This window comes from Providencia rettgeri (assembly GCF_013702265.1).
Taxonomy (GTDB): domain Bacteria; phylum Pseudomonadota; class Gammaproteobacteria; order Enterobacterales; family Enterobacteriaceae; genus Providencia; species Providencia zhijiangensis.
Genome location: NZ_CP059348.1, coordinates 75,827 through 93,961 on the forward strand (window position 1 = coordinate 75,827; position 18,135 = coordinate 93,961).

Sequence of the window (18,135 nt, forward strand, 5' to 3'; positions counted from 1 at the left end):
GCGTCCGCTGATGGCCGGCAGCAGCCCGTCGTTGCCTGATGGATCCAACCCCTCCGCTGCTATAGTGCAGTCGGCTTCTGACGTTCAGTGCAGCCGTCTTCTGAAAACGACAATGGAGGTGGTAGCCGAGGGGGCACTGTTGCAAAGTTAGCGATGAGGCAGCCTTTTGTCTTATTCAAAGGCCTTACATTTCAAAAACTCTGCTTACCAGGCGCATTTCGCCCAGGGGATCACCATAATAAAATGCTGAGGCCTGGCCTTTGCGTAGTGCACGCATCACCTCAATACCTTTGATGGTGGCGTAAGCCGTCTTCATGGATTTAAATCCCAGCGTGGCGCCGATTATCCGTTTCAGTTTGCCATGATCGCATTCAATCACGTTGTTCCGGTACTTAATCTGTCGGTGTTCAACGTCAGACGGGCACCGGCCTTCGCGTTTGAGCAGAGCAAGCGCGCGACCATAGGCGGGCGCTTTATCCGTGTTGATGAATCGCGGGATCTGCCACTTCTTCACGTTGTTGAGGATTTTACCCAGAAACCGGTATGCAGCTTTGCTGTTACGACGGGAGGAGAGATAAAAATCGACAGTGCGGCCCCGGCTGTCGACGGCCCGGTACAGATACGCCCAGCGGCCATTGACCTTCACGTAGGTTTCATCCATGTGCCACGGGCAAAGATCGGAAGGGTTACGCCAGTACCAGCGCAGCCGTTTTTCCATTTCAGGCGCATAACGCTGAACCCAGCGGTAAATCGTGGAGTGATCGACATTCACTCCGCGTTCAGCCAGCATCTCCTGCAGCTCACGGTAACTGATGCCGTATTTGCAGTACCAGCGTACGGCCCACAGAATGATGTCACGCTGAAAATGCCGGCCTTTGAATGGGTTCATGTGCAGCTCCATCAGCAAAAGGGGATGATAAGTTTATCACCACCGACTATTTGCAACAGTGCCCCAAAAGATGCCAATATTCTTTCGACTACCTCCCCTCAAAGCCATATCACGTACGTTAATCCTGACTTCATTAAAATCAGTGGTTTCACTGAGGAAGAACTATTAGGCCAGCCTCACAACATCGTAAGACACCCAGATATGCCGCCTGCTGCATTTGAGCATATGTGGAGTACATTAAAATCTGGCCGCTCATGGATGGGGCTAGTAAAAAATCGCTGTAAAAATGGCGACCACTATTGGGTAAGTGCTTATGTAACGCCAATAGCTAAGAATGGTTCGATTGTTGAATACCAGTCTGTAAGGACCAAGCCTGAACCTGAGCAGGTTTTGGCTGCGGAAAAATTATATGCTCAATTGAGAAGCGGGAAGGCCGCGAGGCCGAAATTGGCTGCTAGCTTTTCCGTGAAAATACTCTTGCTCATATGGGGTAGTATTATATCAAGCGCAATGGCTGCCGGCATGCTTACTGATACATCAATAAGCAGCTTATTGTTAGCCACTTTAATGTCAGGAAGCTTAAGCTCTGTTAGTGTTTTGGCTATTCTCTCTCCTCTTGGAAGACTGGTTGAAAGAGCCAGGAATATTTCCAATAACCCATTAAGTCAATCCCTCTACACTGGGCGCACCGATGAGTTTGGCCAAATAGAGTTTGCTTTACGAATGATGCAAGCTGAAACAGGCGCCATAGTAGGTCGCATAGGTGATGCATCAAATCGGCTTAGCGAACACACCCGAGGCCTACTAAAGGATATTGAGTCAAGCAATGTACTTACAGTTGAGCAGCAGGCAGAGACAGATCAAATAGCAACGGCAGTAAACCAAATGGTGGCAAGCATTCAAGAGGTTGCGAGCAATGCACAGCATGCTGCAGATGCGGCCGGAAGAGCAGACACTGAGACGGCATCTGGCCAGCGTCTGGTAGCCCACACAAGCCAGTCAATCACTGCCCTTGAAGGTGAAATTAGGCAAGCCACTCAGGTTATTCATGAGCTTGAAGGTCAAAGTAACGAGATATCAAAAGTTCTTGACGTTATACGAGGGATCGCCGAGCAAACGAATTTGTTGGCACTCAACGCAGCAATTGAGGCCGCGCGTGCTGGTGAGCAGGGGCGTGGTTTTGCTGTTGTCGCCGATGAGGTTCGCAGTCTTGCTGCTCGCACACAGCAATCGACAACGGATATTCAAAGCATGATCAGCGCTCTACAAGAGCGAGCGCAATCCGCTGTTACAGTCATGGAGCAAAGTAGTCGGCAAGCGCACACGAGTGTAGCTCACGCAGAGGAAGCAGCTACAGCTCTTGATGGAATTGGCCAACGCGTTAACGAAATTACCGACATGAACGCGCAAATAGCGACTGCGGTCGAGCAGCAGGGAGCAGTAAGTGAAGACATAAACCGCAGTATTATCAATATACGCGATGCTGCTGATACCAATGTACAGACCGGGCAGAATAATTTGCAAAGTGCGAAATCTGTCGCTCAGTTAACTAGCGCTCTGAGCGAACTGGCAAAACAGTTTTGGGAAAAACGAGGATAACGCTTTTCAGTATCTCGACAGGGATAACTTACTTTACCATCGGTTATCCCTTTTAGCCGCACAAATTTTAGCCATGGCTTTTCAGGAAGTCAGGGCTATCAGAATGGCCTTAGAAAGCCTAGTCAAAGAGCTGTCACGAGAACACCGTTAGCTTAGCGTACGATTTTTTCCGAATTCTGCGGTTCCCCCTCTAACAGAGGGGCTATATAAGCAGCTAGTGCTGTTAATTGAGATAGGGAGTCTTTGGGGTAGTCTGAAAGCAGCTCAGTATGACCCAAAGCCCAAAATTGATGTCGGTGATCATCTACAGCTCTATCAAAGAAGACTAAAGCACCGTGTTTTGGACAATATGGCAAAGCGGGCAAATACCAATCTCGTTGCCAAAAGGCTTCCCCATACCTATTTAGCTGAAGAGCAACGCAATCAGGGCAGTATCTAAAGCGGTTATCGCTCTTAACTCTAGAAGCAGCGACTCCTAGCATTAAATGCACCGCACCTTGCGCTTGGTACTCCATTAACCGAATAGCTTCGTCTCGGCGCTCCTTGCCTACAAACGGAGCATATAAAGGGAATAAGGTATGCTCATAAATAAGCTGCTGAACAGCGTAACGTCCTGTTTGATGTAGATGTCTTGCTATCACACCTAAATGCGAGGGCAGACCTAAGGTAGCGACCACCTTGCGGTTGCCATACACCTCATCCAACAGCTGCTTAGGACTAACAATCCCTTGATAAACGCCTGCCCGTGCAATAGTGCTATAAATCAGCTCATTCGAGTACGGAACAGGAAAGTTTCTCATGGCTAACCTGCTTGTTTAAATAAGCTCGCCATATCCACTATTACCCCTTTCCCTTTTAACCGTTCATGCATGGTTTTTTCAGGTTGGCGTTGTGAATAGATATAACGTAAATCCGTATCAGGCAAGCTATCCCAGTCGCTGGGCTTGACTACCTTTATAGCCGAAACCTTTTTACTCTTGGAGGGCTTTTCTAGTTCTGACACTACCGTTTCGCCTTCCATCAACCACTGCAAAACAAGAGGCAGTAACTTTTGTCTTGTCATCGTTGGATTCTGGCTAAACGCTTTTTTAATAGTGGGAATTAACAGGCTTGAATCGTAATCCTCTTTCAGCATCAGATATAAATGACGCTGATCTTCGGTATCTAACTCTTGAAGGGCTTTTTCTTCTGGTGTTTGTTCTTGTATCGCTGCGATATCTAGCTGAAGTTGGATTAACCGTTTATCAATCTCGGGAACGACTAGATCAGAATAACGAGCAATGCGTTCTGGGATACCCGAGCGTAATGCCTCTAGCATGGGGTGCACAGGCTTTAACTCATCTTGATACACTTGCCGCAATAAACCAGCGGTAATACGCTCATTGCCTAAAGCTAGCGCACGGAGCTGAGCGAGTACAAAAAGTTTTACTACAATGTCCATCACTCCTTGGCTTAGCTCATACCACACATCACGGACCTCATCCGATAACAGCGCATCTTTGCGTTGTAAAAGCTGTAATTGCCAAAGATTATCCGTAAAAGCGATCCACTCTTGATTGGGCTTTCCACGTTGCGTTTGTTGTATAGGATCCCAGAATATAGCTCCAAACCCTGCCCCTCTACGTGCAGACCGCAAATCAGCCTCAAAAATCTCTCGTGCTTTAGGGGTACCAATCAACATCACTGGTACGCCAATAATATTCACCATCGTCACAAAAAAGTTCAGCATCTCTTGAGATCCACCCGAACGAGAGCGGCTTAAATGCTGAATTTCATCAATAACCAACAACCCTAAAGCATGTGCATTGGCTATTTGCGACATCAAAGCCAACATGGTTTCTATACCATGACGTTTTAAGCCATAACGACGCTCATAGTTCGAGCCCAAGGCTCGATCCAACGCTCTGAAAAAATTCAAGCAGATTTCTTTTAGCGAACCATTATGCGAGCAGTCTATTTTCAAATACACCACCTGCTCTACATTGAGTTCACGATGGTAAATCACCTGAGGATACGTGGCTAGAATACGATGAAGAGAGGTCGTCTTCCCACTACCAGAACAACCAATTAACAATAAGCTTTGTGCCGTAGATCGTGCCTCCTCAAAGCGAAATGTCTCCAACTCTCCCGTTTGAACACGCTCATAACCATTTTGTAAATGCTTTTGTAAATCTCCTGTTTTAGGATTTCTGCCTACGTAGCCACCTCGAATCATGACCGAAATACGCTCACTTAGTAGCAAATGCGTACCTAATGGCTGAAAATAGTCATCTGGAATACGACAAATGGTATGAGCTCTGATAACACGGGACTTTTGCAAGTCAGAGGAAGTAAGCTGTAAAGAGGATTTCAGTGATGCAGCACTATTCACTGACTCTTGTAATGGTGGTAAGGCCTCGATAAAAGGATTATCACGATAAGCCTCTACCCCCGTATCACGATAAACTGCTTGAATCCGGGTAGCACTCATGACTCATCCTTTTCTGGTGGATCCTGAAATAATTCAGGCACGTATGTGGGTAGGCTGTAATCTTCTTGATCATCCGCTTCCACTGCGTTGAAAGGAATAACTTTAGCCTCATCACCTGAAGAGCTTGGCTTCAAATGCTCCGCACGTTTTTTACGCTCCGAGGTCACGGCTTCTTTTTTATTAGTTTTAATCTGCTTAATGCGTGTTGATTTGGGCTCAGTAGTACTGGGCGTTAACTTATTCGCTTTCTGAATGGTTTGCTGAATAAACGCCTCAAGCTCCCTGCGTTTAGTTAACTCATCCTGCTTCGCATTGGCTTTATTGTGTTTTTCTTGTGCTTGTATATCCCAAACCTCCCAAAATGAGAGACCTTTAAACTGCCGACTACGTTCCGTCAGATTACAGCGCCAAAATACACGGCTGCCAACTTGCGGAAACAAATAAATCGTATCAACCAGCACTGGGTCATAAGCCGCTTCTAAATGTTGAGGTCTAGCTATATCAGTGCTCCGCTGCAACCAACCCTCACGCAGAATCTCTGACCCCGAGTAATACAAACCCCACAAATTAACGCCAAATGAAGAAATAGAGACCTTTCGGCGAGGCAGTAACGCTACTCGCAACTGCTCTTGCTCCACAGCCCTTAAACTACCTGTACGATGCTGCATACCCCATTGCCATAGCTGGACAGGAATAGACGGTAAATCTGTAGGAAAATCAGCATCTCGATCGTATTTATCCATCACCAGATGGTTATTTCTGAATAAGATCGTACGCAAAATAATTTGTGTGAACTCAAATACCGACAGAGATGCATCTAACCTATAGTCTGTTTCACCATGGCTTTTGATCCGACTGCCCTCTACAATGCCAGGTGCAAAGGACTTAAACTCGGCTTGTAGTGTTCTAAAAGTGCTTTCCACTATGCCTTTAGCATCGCCACGTCTAGGTGGAGCACTTTCCACTCGCACATTAAAACTAGAAACTAAGGCTTCGACCTGATGACTCATTAATTCGCCACGGTCCGCTAGCAACACATCTGGCAAACCTACACACGGCCAGTCTGAGCTACTAATCTCAATATCATGCTGGGCACAAATGGCCGTTTTGTCAGAGCAAGCATTTACAAAAGCCTGCATCGCCACCACATAAGACGGATTTTCAAAGCCGATATAAAAGCCCGTGATCATCCGACTAAACACATCAATCACAATGTAAAGCGTTGGTCTTCCTATGATTTTTTGGCGATCATGATGATCCACTAAATAAATATCAGCAATCGTGGCATCAATCTCATAACGACTCCCAGGGCCTAACGCCTGAGAAGTGGCTGTACTACTTAAGGGTCGTACGTCTTTTTTATATACCCCTGCTTTAACTCTAGACTTTAAGCGCTGAGCTTTAGGGTATTCTCGATCATAAAAATAACGAAACTGACGTAGTGTTGGGTAATCCTCTTGGGGAATGCGAGGAAAATACTGAGCAAACAAGTCCACAAATCGTCTATAGGCAACGGTGGTCTTTGTACCTTTTTGATTTAACAGGTGCTTTTCTATGGTCAACCTAAAAAGGCGTTCAATCTCGGGCGTTACCTTGGTTCCTTCACCCTTACCATATTCTCTGGCTCGGCCAATCTTTGCTGTTCCTGTCGCTGAACGTCTTTCCCCTGGTGCACCGCTGTTTTTGTAGTCAGGAATTAATGCATTAGGCGTTTGACCACGCTGCCAGTAACGGCGTAACAACTTATAAACTGTAGCCTTAGTAACCTTATGTTCTTGGACCACATGCTCAACGAGTTCGCTTCTGACTTTAGGGTCGAAACGATCCTTACTATTAATAATAGGAAGAATTTTTCGATAATCCTCCTCGCGCTTCTGGAAGCTGACAGAATCTACAGACGGCTCTTCTAAATCAAGATGTACATAAGGGTCATCAGTTCTAACTAAGCGGCCTTCATCTAAATACTGCATTAGCAACAACTCAGCCCTAGCTTGTGGAACTCCTTTATCAGCGCTTATTTGCATCCAGACAACTTGGCCATCCTCTATAGCCAAAATGCGATACGGATCATTATCAAATAGCACAACCTCATTAATTTGCCACATAGCGCAACTCCTCCATATTCACTACTTGGCTAATACAGAGATCTGCACACTTATTTGCCCTGAAAGACTTATAAATATTGAACTTAATAAAACCATTTGCGGTTAAGGCTCGTATCTCACTCAATGTTTTGCCTAACTCCAAATCATAAGCAATATCAACCTGCTTACAGACATTGATAATGTTTTCATCTCCTTTTTCTTGCAGGATATGGGCCAATGGGGATAGTTGTGCTAAAAGCTCCGCAGAAACTTCTTCTGTTTTCACTGAATAAAGCCATTCAATATTTTCTTTTACTACGGGATTTATTTCTTTATCAGTAAAAATGAACCAAGGAATTTGCTTTTGCTGCCAATAGCGACGCTCTAGTTCTAGTTTTTCTAAGGTACGCTCGTCTTGTAAGGCTGCTGCAGGTTTGACTTGAATAGCAAACTGCTCAAAAGGACCATCTTTGCAGTCCACTAAAAAATCAGTAGACATAACCTGATCTACACCACGAATAACAGGATGCTTAATACCACTATCTATTGCAATCTGCCTGGTATCACTAGGTAATAAGGGGAACTGCTCGCGTATATCTAGCACGCTGCTCTCCCACTCAAGACTGAGAAAAACAGCAAGCTCTAAGTCAGATAGCAAATGATGGACTCGTCCCGTCTTATGAGAATAAATACGGTGGGAACGACCTGAAGAAGGAACTTCTTGTACTGTTAGCCATGGAATATAGTCTTTACCATGCCCTTGGCCACGCCCCTCTTTAATACGACGGGCAATTTGCACTTCAGAAAATGAAGAGTTTGCTTTAGCCATAACAAAAGTCCAGTATGCTTTTTCACAGCATAACTGGACTGATTTCAGTTTACAACTATTCTGTCTAGTTTAAGACTTTATTGTCATAGTTTAGATCTATTTTGTTCAGTTTAAGACTTTATTGTCCGCCCACAGCTGGATTTTTAAATCAGTGGGCGATTACTCAACAGTCACTGATTTTGCCAAGTTACGCGGTTGATCGACGTCAGTTCCTTTGATTAACGCAACATGGTAAGAAAGCAGCTGCAGAGGAACAGTGTAGAAAATTGGGGCGATCAACTCTTCCACATGTGGCAGGGGAACAATTTTCATGTTTTCACTTGCCACAAAACCAGCATCTTGGTCAGCGAACACATACAGCAGACCACCACGCGCGCGAACTTCTTCAATGTTAGATTTCAGTTTTTCTAACAGTTCGTTGTTCGGAGCAACAATGATAACCGGCATATCTGCATCAATTAATGCTAATGGGCCATGTTTTAATTCGCCCGCGGCATATGCTTCAGCGTGGATATACGAAATCTCTTTCAGTTTCAGAGCGCCTTCAACAGCGATAGGGAACTGATCGCCACGACCTAAGAACAGCGCATGGTTTTTGTCTGAGAAATCTTCCGCTAACGCTTCAATCACTTTGTCTTGAGACAGCATGCTTTCAATACGCGCTGGCAGTGCGTGAAGTGCATGAGCAATACGCTCTTCCAGTTCTGGGTTAGCCCCTTTCAAGCGTCCCATATACGCCACCAGCATCAACAATACCGTTAATTGGGTTGTGAATGCTTTGGTGGAAGCGACGCCAATTTCCGCGCCCGCTTTGGTCATCAGCGAAAACTCAGATTCACGGACTAATGAAGATGCGCCAACGTTACAAATCGCCAGAGACGTTAAGTAACCCAGTTCTTTAGACAAACGCAGAGCGGCTAGTGTGTCCGCCGTTTCCCCTGATTGGGAAATGGTGATCATCAAGCTGCCTTTACGGTGTGCCGGTTTGCGGTAACGGTATTCAGACGCAATTTCCACGTCGCAAGGGATACCCGCCAGTGATTCAAACCAGTAACGCGCAACCATACCTGCGTTGTACGAAGTTCCGCAGGCGACGATTTGGATATGGTCGACTTTAGACAGAATTTCGTTAGCTTTTGGACCTAACTCGCTAAGGTCGATACCATTATCTTGGTTAAAACGCCCTTCGAGGGTGTTTTTAATCGCCATCGGCTGTTCATAAATCTCTTTTTGCATGTAATGGCGGTATGCACCTTTATCACCTGCATCGTATTGAACATTCGATTCGATTTGCTCACGTTCAACTGGTGCGCCTTGCTTATCAAAAATACGCACAGTGCGACGAGTAACTTCCGCAATATCCCCTTCTTCTAGGTAAATAAAACGGCGAGTCACAGGCAATAATGCCAGTTGGTCAGAAGCTAAGAAGTTTTCGCCAACACCCAAACCGATAACCAACGGGCTACCAGAGCGTGCTGCGACTAATAATTCTGGGTTGCGGCTATCCATAATCACGGTGCCATAAGCGCCACGTAATTGAGGGATCACGCGCTGAACCACTTCCAGTAATGTGCCGCCTTGCTGCTGTTCATGATGAACAAGGTGCGCAATCACTTCAGTGTCAGTGTCTGAACTAAAGATATAGCCGAGTTTTTTCAGCTCTTCTTTCAGTTCTAAATAGTTCTCGATAATTCCGTTATGAACGACGGCAATGTAACCCGAGGTATGAGGGTGAGCGTTACGCTCGCTTGGAATACCATGAGTCGCCCAGCGGGTATGCGCGATACCTGTTCCACCAGAAACTGGGGTCTTTTCTGCTTCTTCCGCCAGCATTTGTACTTTGCCGACTTCACGTAAGCGTTGCAGATGACCTTCATGATCAACCACCGCCATCCCCGCAGAGTCATAACCACGGTATTCTAAACGGCGAAGACCTTCTAACAGAATTTCCGCGATATCACGTTGTGCGACAGCACCAACAATTCCACACATATTAAGTTATTCCTAAATAAAGGGGTTATTCCCCTCTTATTGTCGCAACCTGATTATTGTTCAGCTTTCGCTGTTCCCCAGCCTTGTAGAAACGGGGAATTTATTGTTTTGTTTGCTACTTTGTAGCGATTTTTATATTAAAAAATACTGACCGACATTGCTTAGACTGCTAATTCTTAGATAGCTGATTCATTCATAGCTAATCATAGGAGAGACTTGAATATCTCTCCTCTCTATTTACTTATGTTTTATTTACTTATTTTTTCTTTACTGGGCGCTGCCAGTTTTTAATATGAGTCTGTTTCACGCGGCTAACCACCAGTTCACCTTCATTAACATCACGGGTAACTGTGGTGCCAGCACCAATGGTTGCGCCATTGGCTACAGTGACTGGTGCGACTAATTGTGTGTCTGAACCCACAAACACATCATCACCAATAACCGTTTTAAATTTATTCGCGCCATCATAGTTGCACGTAATGGTACCTGCACCGATGTTCACGTTATCACCAATCTGAGCATCACCCAGATAGCTTAAGTGGCCTGCTTTAGAGCCTAAGCCCAGCGTGGCATTTTTCATTTCAACAAAGTTACCCACATGGGATTTCGCTGCTAATTTAGCACCAGGGCGTAAACGAGCGAAAGGTCCAACAGTACATTCCGTGGATAATTCAGAATTTTCAATCACTGAGTATGGGCTGATAACTGAGTTATCGCCAATCACACAGTTTTTCAGTACGCAGCCAGTTTGGATCTGAACGTTATTACCCAGCGTCACGTTACCTTCGATGATCACGTTAGTGTCGATCACCACATCGCGACCGTGAGTTAAGGTTCCGCGAATATCAAAACGCGCAGGATCGATAAGCATCACACCCGCTAACAGTAATTTTTCAGCTTGTTCTTTTTGGTAGATGCGCTCTAACGCCGCTAATTGCAGACGGTTATTAACCCCTTCCATTTCACTGAGGTGGCTTGGGTGAACAGTCGCAATTTTATTACCTTCTTTATGAGCAAGGGCAATGATGTCGGTGATGTAGTATTCACCTTGGGCATTGTTATTGTTCAGTTGGCTCAGCCAGCGATTAAAGTCTTTGCCGCTTGCGACCATAATACCGGTGTTGATTTCTTGGATTTTACGCTGCTCTTCGCTGGCATCTTTCTGTTCGATGATACCAACGACTTCGCCGTTTTCACGGATAATGCGACCATAACCGGCTGGGTTATCGAGGATAACTGTCAGTAAGCCAATGCCGCCTTCTGGCTTAGCTTCTACCAGTCGTTGTAATGTGTCTTTCGCAATCAGAGGTACATCGCCATACAGCATGACAATGTCTTCGTCATCTTGGAAGTGGGGAGCGGCTTGCTGCATTGCGTGACCGGTACCCAGTTGCTCTGCTTGCAGAACCCAATTGAGGTTTTGTTCACCCAGTTTTTCTTTCAGTAAATCACCGCCATGTCCGTATACCAGATGAATATCCGACGCACCGATTGATTTCGCAGTATCAATCACATGCTGAACCATTGGTTTACCTGCGAGTAAATGCAGAACTTTAGGTAAGTCTGAATACATCCGTGTGCCTTTACCGGCAGCTAAAATCACGACACTTTTTCTTTGCACAGTCATATTTTCCTGAAACTCCAACTTTGGGGTGAAAGTAAACCTATTTCCTGCATAAATTACTACATATTTCGCACAAATAAAAAAGCCAGTTAGTCAAACTAACTGGCTTTTTCTATATTGCTATCATTACATAAGCTTTTTAGTTAACTCGATAACTCGAAGTTTCGCTATTGCTTTTGCAAGTTCTGCTGATGCCTGAGCATAATCAACATCGCCGTGTGCTTTGCGGACATGTTCTTCCGCTTTGCGTTTAGCTTCCACTGCACGAGCTTCGTCTAAATCTTTACCACGGATCGCTGTATCAGCGAGTACGATAACACCAGTTGGTTGAACTTCTAAGATACCGCCGGAGAGGTAAATTAGTTCTTCTTCACCAAACTGCTTCGTAATGCGTACCATGCCCGGTTTTATGGCAGTCAGCAGCGGGGTATGCTGCGGATAAATCCCCAACTCACCTTCACTACCTGTCACCTGAATTTTTTGTACTAAGCCTTCAAACATCTGTTTTTCCGCGCTTACTACTTTCAGGTAGTATGTCATTGCAGCTACCATATCAACCTCTCGTCAGATGGATTAAAGCTTTTTCGCTTTTTCCACAGCTTCTTCAATGGTACCAACCATGTAGAACGCTTGTTCTGGCAGGTGGTCGTAATCACCGTTCAGGATGCCGCTGAAGCCACGGATAGTGTCTTTCAGAGAAACGAACTTACCTGGTGAACCGGTAAAGACTTCTGCAACGAAGAATGGTTGAGACAGGAAGCGCTGGATCTTACGAGCACGAGCAACAACCAGTTTGTCTTCTTCAGACAGTTCATCCATACCCAGGATTGCAATAATATCTTTCAGTTCTTGGTAACGTTGCAGAATAGACTGAACGCCACGAGCAACATCATAGTGCTCTTGACCAACTACCAGTGGGTCTAATTGACGGCTGGTAGAATCCAGAGGGTCAACCGCAGGGTAGATACCCAGAGATGCGATTTGACGGCTCAGAACTACAGTTGCGTCTAAGTGAGCAAAGGTGGTTGCTGGTGATGGGTCAGTCAAGTCATCCGCTGGTACGTATACCGCTTGAACGGAAGTGATAGAACCAGTTTGAGTTGAGGTAATACGTTCTTGCAGAACACCCATCTCTTCCGCCAGCGTTGGTTGGTAACCTACTGCTGATGGCATACGACCTAACAGTGCTGATACTTCAGTACCTGCCAGTGTATAACGATAAATGTTGTCAACGAACAGCAGTACGTCACGACCTTCGTCACGGAATTTCTCAGCCATAGTCAGACCAGTCAGCGCAACACGCAGACGGTTTCCTGGTGGCTCGTTCATCTGGCCATAAACCAGTGATACTTTATCCAGAACGTTTGAGTCGGTCATTTCATGATAGAAGTCGTTACCTTCACGGGTACGCTCACCAACACCGGCAAACACTGAGTAACCTGAGTGCTCAATCGCGATGTTACGGATCAGTTCCATCATGTTTACTGTTTTACCAACACCCGCACCACCGAACAGACCTACTTTACCACCTTTCGCGAATGGACAGATTAAGTCCATTACTTTGATACCGGTTTCCAGCAGTTCAGTTGAGTTAGCTAACTCTTCGTAGCTTGGTGCAGCACGGTGAATAGACCAGCGCTCTTCTTCGCCGATATCACCTTTCATGTCGATTGGTTCACCCAGAACGTTCATGATACGTCCCAGAGTTGCTTTACCGACTGGTACTTCGATTGGGTGCTCTAGGTTTACAACTTCTAAACCACGGCTCAGACCGTCTGATGTACCCATTGCGATACAACGGACAACACCACCACCTAACTGTTGTTGAACTTCCAACACCAGTTTTTCTTTACCGTTAATAACCTCAAGAGCATCGTACACTTTTGGTACGTTATCTTGAGGGAACTCGACGTCCACAACGGCGCCGATTACCTGGATAATCTTTCCAGTAGCCATCTTGAATCCTCTACGTAATTCGTAAACCTAGCTGTTAAACCGCGGCAGCACCAGAAACGATCTCGGTCAGTTCCTGAGTAATGCTGGCCTGACGAGCTTTGTTGTAAACCAACTGCAACTCTTTGATCAGGTTTCCACCGTTATCTGTAGCGGCTTTCATCGCTACCATTCGAGCGGCCTGCTCACTAGCTAGGTTTTCAACGACGCCCTGATAAACCTGCGACTCGATATAACGACGCAGCAGGGTATCCAGCAACGCCTTAGGATCGGGTTCATATAAATAATCCCAAGATTTCTTCTTCAGTGTTTCGTCATCGCTTGCAGGCAATGGCAGTAATTGAAGAATTGTTGGCTCTTGAGACATTGTATTGACGAACTTGTTGTTCACCACATACAGTTTATCTAAACGCCCTTCATCATAGGCTTGTAGCATAGAGTTAACTGGGCCAATCAGGTCAGAAAGGGTCGGGTTATCCCCCATTCCGGTTACTTGTGAAACGACATTGCCGCCTACAGAACCGAAGAATGCTACCGCTTTAGAACCGATTAAAGCCAAATCAACCTGAACGTTTTTCTCAGACCACGTTTTCATGTCTGCCAGCAGTTTTTTGAACAGGTTAACGTTCAAACCACCACACAGACCACGGTCTGTTGAAACAACCAAATACCCGACGCGCTTAACTTCACGCTCTTCGAGATATGGGTGTTTATATTCCAGATTACCTAATGCAAGGTGACCAATCACACTGCGCATGGTTTCTGCATAAGGACGGCTGGCCGCCATGCGTTCCTGCGTTTTACGCATTTTGGACGCCGCGACCATTTCCATCGCTTTAGTGATCTTCTGCGTGTTTTGCACGCTTCCAATCTTGGAACGTATCTCTTTTGCGCCGGCCATTTCTGCTTCTCCTTATTAACCAGACGGCCCATAAAAATTCACGGGCCGAATAGTATTACCAGGACTGGGTGGCTTTGAATGATTCGAGCAGTTTATTCAACTTAGCTTCGATATCATCGTTATATTTGCCCGCCAGACCAATTTCGTTCATAAGGTCAGCATGCTCGCGCTGTGCAAATGAAACTAATGCAGCTTCGAATGCACCAATTTTTGCTAACTCAACATCGTCCAGATACCCACGTTCTGCAGCGAACAGAGACAGTGCCTGCTCTGCTACTGACATTGGTGCATACTGTTTCTGTTTCAGCAGTTCAGTTACTTTCTGACCGTGGCTCAACTGTTTACGAGTTGCGTCATCGAGGTCGGAAGCAAACTGAGCAAACGCTGCCAGTTCACGGTATTGAGCTAGTGCTGTACGGATACCACCAGACAGTTTCTTAATGATTTTAGTCTGAGCAGCACCACCAACACGAGATACTGAAATACCTGGGTTAACTGCTGGACGAATACCAGAGTTAAACAGGTTAGATTCCAGGAAGATCTGACCATCAGTAATCGAAATTACGTTTGTTGGTACGAATGCAGAAACGTCACCCGCTTGAGTTTCAATGATTGGCAGAGCAGTCAATGAACCAGTTTGGCCTTTCACTTCACCTTTAGTGAATGCTTCTACGTAATCAGCGTTAACACGAGCAGCACGCTCAAGTAAACGGGAGTGCAGATAGAAAACATCACCTGGGTATGCTTCACGTCCTGGTGGACGACGCAGCAACAGTGAAATTTGACGGTATGCGACAGCCTGTTTAGACAGGTCATCATAAACGATCAGAGCATCTTCACCGCGGTCACGGAAATATTCACCCATCGCGCAACCAGAGTATGGTGCTAAGTATTGCAGTGCAGCTGATTCAGATGCAGTTGCAACAACAACGATAGTGTTTTCCAGAGCGCCGTGTTCTTCCAGTTTACGTACTACGTTAGAGATAGTTGATGCTTTCTGTCCGATAGCAACGTAAACACATTTGATGCCAGAATCACGCTGGTTGATGATCGCATCGATCGCCAGAGCTGTTTTACCAGTTTGACGGTCACCGATGACAAGCTCACGCTGGCCACGGCCGATTGGAATCATCGCATCGACTGATTTATAACCAGTCTGTACAGGTTGATCAACGGATTGACGGTCGATAACACCCGGAGCAATAACTTCTACAGGAGAGAAGCCATCGTGCTCAACAGGACCTTTACCATCAATTGGTTGACCCAGTGTATTCACTACACGTCCTAACAGGCCACGGCCTACTGGAACTTCAAGAATACGACCAGTACATTTAACTTTCATGCCTTCTGCTAAGTCAGCATAAGGACCCATAACAACCGCACCAACAGAGTCACGCTCTAAGTTCAGTGCAATTGCGTAACGGTTGCCAGGCAGAGCGATCATTTCACCCTGCATGACTTCGGCTAAACCGTGAATACGAATGATACCGTCGTTAACGGAAACAATCGTACCTTCATTGTGAGCTTCACTCACAACATCGAACTGAGCAATACGCTGTTTGATCAGTTCGCTGATTTCGGTGGAATTCAGTTGCATATGCTCCAGTCCCCTTAAGACTGCAAGACGTCAGTTAAACGCTCTAAGCGACCGCGGACACTACCGTCAATGACGAGGTCTCCCGCACGAATGATCACTCCAGCAATAACAGACTTGTCAATTTTGCAATTCAGCTTAACTTTGCGTGACAGACGTTTTTCCATCGCGGCAGAAATTTTAGCTGACTGCTGTTCACTCAGTTCGTTCGCAGAAAGAACATCAACTTCAACAGTTGATTCCAGCGTATCGCGCAATTGGATAAATTGAGCTAATACTTCTGGCATCGTTGTTAAACGACCGTTTTCCGCCATAACACGAATCAGATTTTGAACATGCTCGTCAATTTCATCTCCACAAACAGAGATAAACGTTTTAGCTAATGTTTCTGGTGCAATAGAACCAGAAAGCAGCTCACCAACCTGTTCATTGCGCGTCACCTCAGAGGTGAAGGCCAGCATTTCCTGCCATTTAGCAACAGCTTGGTTTTCCACAGCAAAGTCAAAAGCTGCTTTGGCGTAGGGGCGAGCTACAGTAGCGATTTCAGACATGCCCCTCCCTCCTTACAGTTCAGCGACTAGTTTATCAACGATGTCGCTGTTAGCAGCTTCATCCACGGAACGTTCGATGATCTTCTCGGCACCTGCGATAGCAAGCATCGCAACCTGTTTACGTAACTCTTCACGTGCACGTTTACGCTCAGCATCAATTTCAGCTTGCGCTTGTGCTACGATTTTTGCACGTTCTGTTTCTGCTTCAGCTTTAGCTTCATCAATCATTTGAGTGCGTTGTTTATTCGCTTGTTCAATGATGATTTGAGCTTCAGCTTTCGCTTTTTTCAGTCGGTCGGTTGCGTCGGTTTGCGCCAGTTCCAGGTTCTTTTTAGCACGTTCTGCGGAAGATAAACCGTCAGCAATTTCTTTTTGACGTTTTTCTATGGCCGCCATAATCGGTGGCCATACATACTTCATACAGAACAAAACAAACAGGACAAACGCGATAGCCTGGCCGAGGATTGTTGCATTTAGATTCACAGACAATACCTCTTATTTATTAGTTAGTTAATGTTCTTAATGTGTGCCGAACGTTAATTAGGCAACAGCGAACATTACATATAAGCCCAGACCAACAGCAATCATCGGAATAGCATCGACCAGACCCATTACGATAAAGAACTGTGTACGCAGCAGAGGAATTAAATCTGGCTGACGAGCAGCGCCTTCTAAAAATTTACCACCTAGGATGCCGATACCGATCGCAGCACCGATCGCCGCTAAACCCATCATAATAGCGGCAGCCATGTACAGCAGATCCATACTCAGGTTTTCCATGACAGTCTCCAGTTTGTTTCAGTTAATACAATTATTGATTAATAAAATTAGTGCTCTTCAGAAGCCATCGACAGATAGACAACAGTCAGAACCATAAAAATAAAGGCTTGTAGCGTAATAATCAGTATGTGGAAGATAGCCCAAGGCAGGCTTAACAACCACTGTGACCACCACGGAAGCAGAGCCGCGATAAGAATAAAGATCAATTCACCTGCATACATGTTACCAAACAGTCGCAGACCGAGTGATACAGGTTTTGACAGCAGGCTAACCCCTTCAAGAATCAAGTTTACAGGGATAAATACCGGATGGTTGAAAGGCTGCATAGTGAGCTCTTTCGTGAATCCGCCAATTCCTTTCATCTTGATGCTGTAAAAGATTATTAGGATAAACACACCAATTGCCATCGACATCGTGATACTCACATCTGCGGTTGGAACAATACGCAGAGCAGGTAAACCTAAGTAGTGTTCACCGATGTATGGGATGAAATCAATTGGAAGTAGATCCAGAAGGTTCATTAAAAATACCCAGACGAACACCGTTAATGCCAGAGGGGCAATAACTTTGCTCTTCCCGTGATACATATCACGGACTGAGTTATCAACGAAACCAATGATCAGTTCTATTGCAGTCTGTAACTTACCGGGTACGCCACTAGTCGCATTGGCAGCAACTTTTCTAAATAGCCACAGGAATAAAGCCCCGAGAACTACTGAGAAAAAAAGCGAGTCAATGTTTAACGCCCAAAACGTTGGACTAGCGTGGGGATCGACCAACTCAAAGGTACGTAGATCCAACTGAAGGTTTCTCAGATGGTGACCTATGTACTCATTTGTAGTCATCACTTCTCCTGATGCAGACATGAT

At 45.6% G+C, this 18,135-nt stretch carries 15 protein-coding genes and 1 pseudogene; 1 reads left to right on the forward strand and 15 read right to left on the reverse strand.

All coding sequences use genetic code 11. From position 1 onward, the window contains the following. Positions 1-184: 184 nt before the first annotated feature. Positions 185-889 carry an IS6-like element IS26 family transposase gene (locus H0913_RS00315; RefSeq protein WP_001067855.1) on the reverse strand — a complete coding sequence of 235 codons (705 nt, stop codon included), beginning with the start codon at positions 887-889 and terminating at the stop codon, positions 185-187. A gap of 24 nt (positions 890-913) precedes the next feature. On the opposite strand from H0913_RS00315, the gene H0913_RS00320 reads away from it, so the two are divergent. Next, positions 914-2,488, forward strand: a complete 1,575-nt coding sequence (locus H0913_RS00320) for a PAS domain-containing methyl-accepting chemotaxis protein (protein ID WP_071538080.1) — start codon at positions 914-916, stop codon at positions 2,486-2,488. Between the two features lie 188 nt (positions 2,489-2,676). On the opposite strand, the pseudogene H0913_RS00325 reads toward H0913_RS00320, so the two are convergent. The 14 genes and pseudogenes from H0913_RS00325 to atpB form a co-directional block, all read right to left on the reverse strand. Further along, positions 2,677-3,288 (reverse strand): annotated as a pseudogene (locus H0913_RS00325) (TniQ family protein); the annotation flags it as partial. Between the two features lie 2 nt (positions 3,289-3,290). Then, positions 3,291-4,958: an AAA family ATPase gene (locus H0913_RS00330; RefSeq protein ID WP_001276994.1), complete on the reverse strand. Its 1,668-nt coding sequence runs from the start codon at positions 4,956-4,958 to the stop codon at positions 3,291-3,293. Continuing rightward, the gene (locus tag H0913_RS00335; protein ID WP_000267723.1) at positions 4,955-7,063 is read right to left on the reverse strand and encodes a DDE-type integrase/transposase/recombinase; all 2,109 of its coding nucleotides are present in this window, start codon (positions 7,061-7,063) and stop codon (positions 4,955-4,957) included. Before H0913_RS00335 ends, H0913_RS00330 begins: the two co-directional genes overlap by 4 nt. Further along, the gene (locus tag H0913_RS00340; protein WP_001029679.1) at positions 7,050-7,871 is read right to left on the reverse strand and encodes a TnsA endonuclease N-terminal domain-containing protein; all 822 of its coding nucleotides are present in this window, start codon (positions 7,869-7,871) and stop codon (positions 7,050-7,052) included. Before H0913_RS00340 ends, H0913_RS00335 begins: the two co-directional genes overlap by 14 nt. 159 nt (positions 7,872-8,030) lie before the next feature. Next, positions 8,031-9,863, reverse strand: coding sequence for a glutamine--fructose-6-phosphate transaminase (isomerizing) (gene glmS, locus H0913_RS00345; protein ID WP_181477766.1), 1,833 nt, complete (start codon positions 9,861-9,863; stop codon positions 8,031-8,033). Between the two features lie 256 nt (positions 9,864-10,119). After that, on the reverse strand, positions 10,120-11,490 hold the full coding sequence (glmU, locus tag H0913_RS00350) for a bifunctional UDP-N-acetylglucosamine diphosphorylase/glucosamine-1-phosphate N-acetyltransferase GlmU (protein ID WP_181477767.1): 1,371 nt from the start codon (positions 11,488-11,490) through the stop codon (positions 10,120-10,122). A gap of 123 nt (positions 11,491-11,613) precedes the next feature. Continuing rightward, the gene (locus tag H0913_RS00355; protein WP_006660646.1) at positions 11,614-12,039 is read right to left on the reverse strand and encodes a F0F1 ATP synthase subunit epsilon; all 426 of its coding nucleotides are present in this window, start codon (positions 12,037-12,039) and stop codon (positions 11,614-11,616) included. Positions 12,040-12,060: 21 nt separating this feature from the next. Continuing rightward, positions 12,061-13,443 (reverse strand): F0F1 ATP synthase subunit beta, encoded by a 1,383-nt coding sequence (gene atpD, locus H0913_RS00360; RefSeq protein ID WP_006660647.1) that lies wholly within the window; start codon positions 13,441-13,443, stop codon positions 12,061-12,063. 34 nt (positions 13,444-13,477) lie between these two features. After that, complete coding sequence (gene atpG, locus H0913_RS00365; RefSeq protein ID WP_006660648.1) at positions 13,478-14,341, reverse strand: F0F1 ATP synthase subunit gamma; 864 nt, start codon at positions 14,339-14,341, stop codon at positions 13,478-13,480. A gap of 55 nt (positions 14,342-14,396) precedes the next feature. Next, complete coding sequence (atpA, locus tag H0913_RS00370; RefSeq protein ID WP_132496978.1) at positions 14,397-15,938, reverse strand: F0F1 ATP synthase subunit alpha; 1,542 nt, start codon at positions 15,936-15,938, stop codon at positions 14,397-14,399. Positions 15,939-15,952: 14 nt separating this feature from the next. Then, positions 15,953-16,486, reverse strand: coding sequence for a F0F1 ATP synthase subunit delta (gene atpH, locus H0913_RS00375; protein WP_036950613.1), 534 nt, complete (start codon positions 16,484-16,486; stop codon positions 15,953-15,955). Positions 16,487-16,498: 12 nt separating this feature from the next. Next, positions 16,499-16,969 (reverse strand): F0F1 ATP synthase subunit B, encoded by a 471-nt coding sequence (gene atpF / locus H0913_RS00380; RefSeq protein WP_181477768.1) that lies wholly within the window; start codon positions 16,967-16,969, stop codon positions 16,499-16,501. 57 nt (positions 16,970-17,026) lie between these two features. Beyond that, positions 17,027-17,266 carry a F0F1 ATP synthase subunit C gene (atpE, locus tag H0913_RS00385; protein WP_004246596.1) on the reverse strand — a complete coding sequence of 80 codons (240 nt, stop codon included), beginning with the start codon at positions 17,264-17,266 and terminating at the stop codon, positions 17,027-17,029. Between the two features lie 47 nt (positions 17,267-17,313). Then, positions 17,314-18,132: a F0F1 ATP synthase subunit A gene (gene atpB, locus H0913_RS00390; protein WP_006660652.1), complete on the reverse strand. Its 819-nt coding sequence runs from the start codon at positions 18,130-18,132 to the stop codon at positions 17,314-17,316. Positions 18,133-18,135 lie beyond the last annotated feature (3 nt).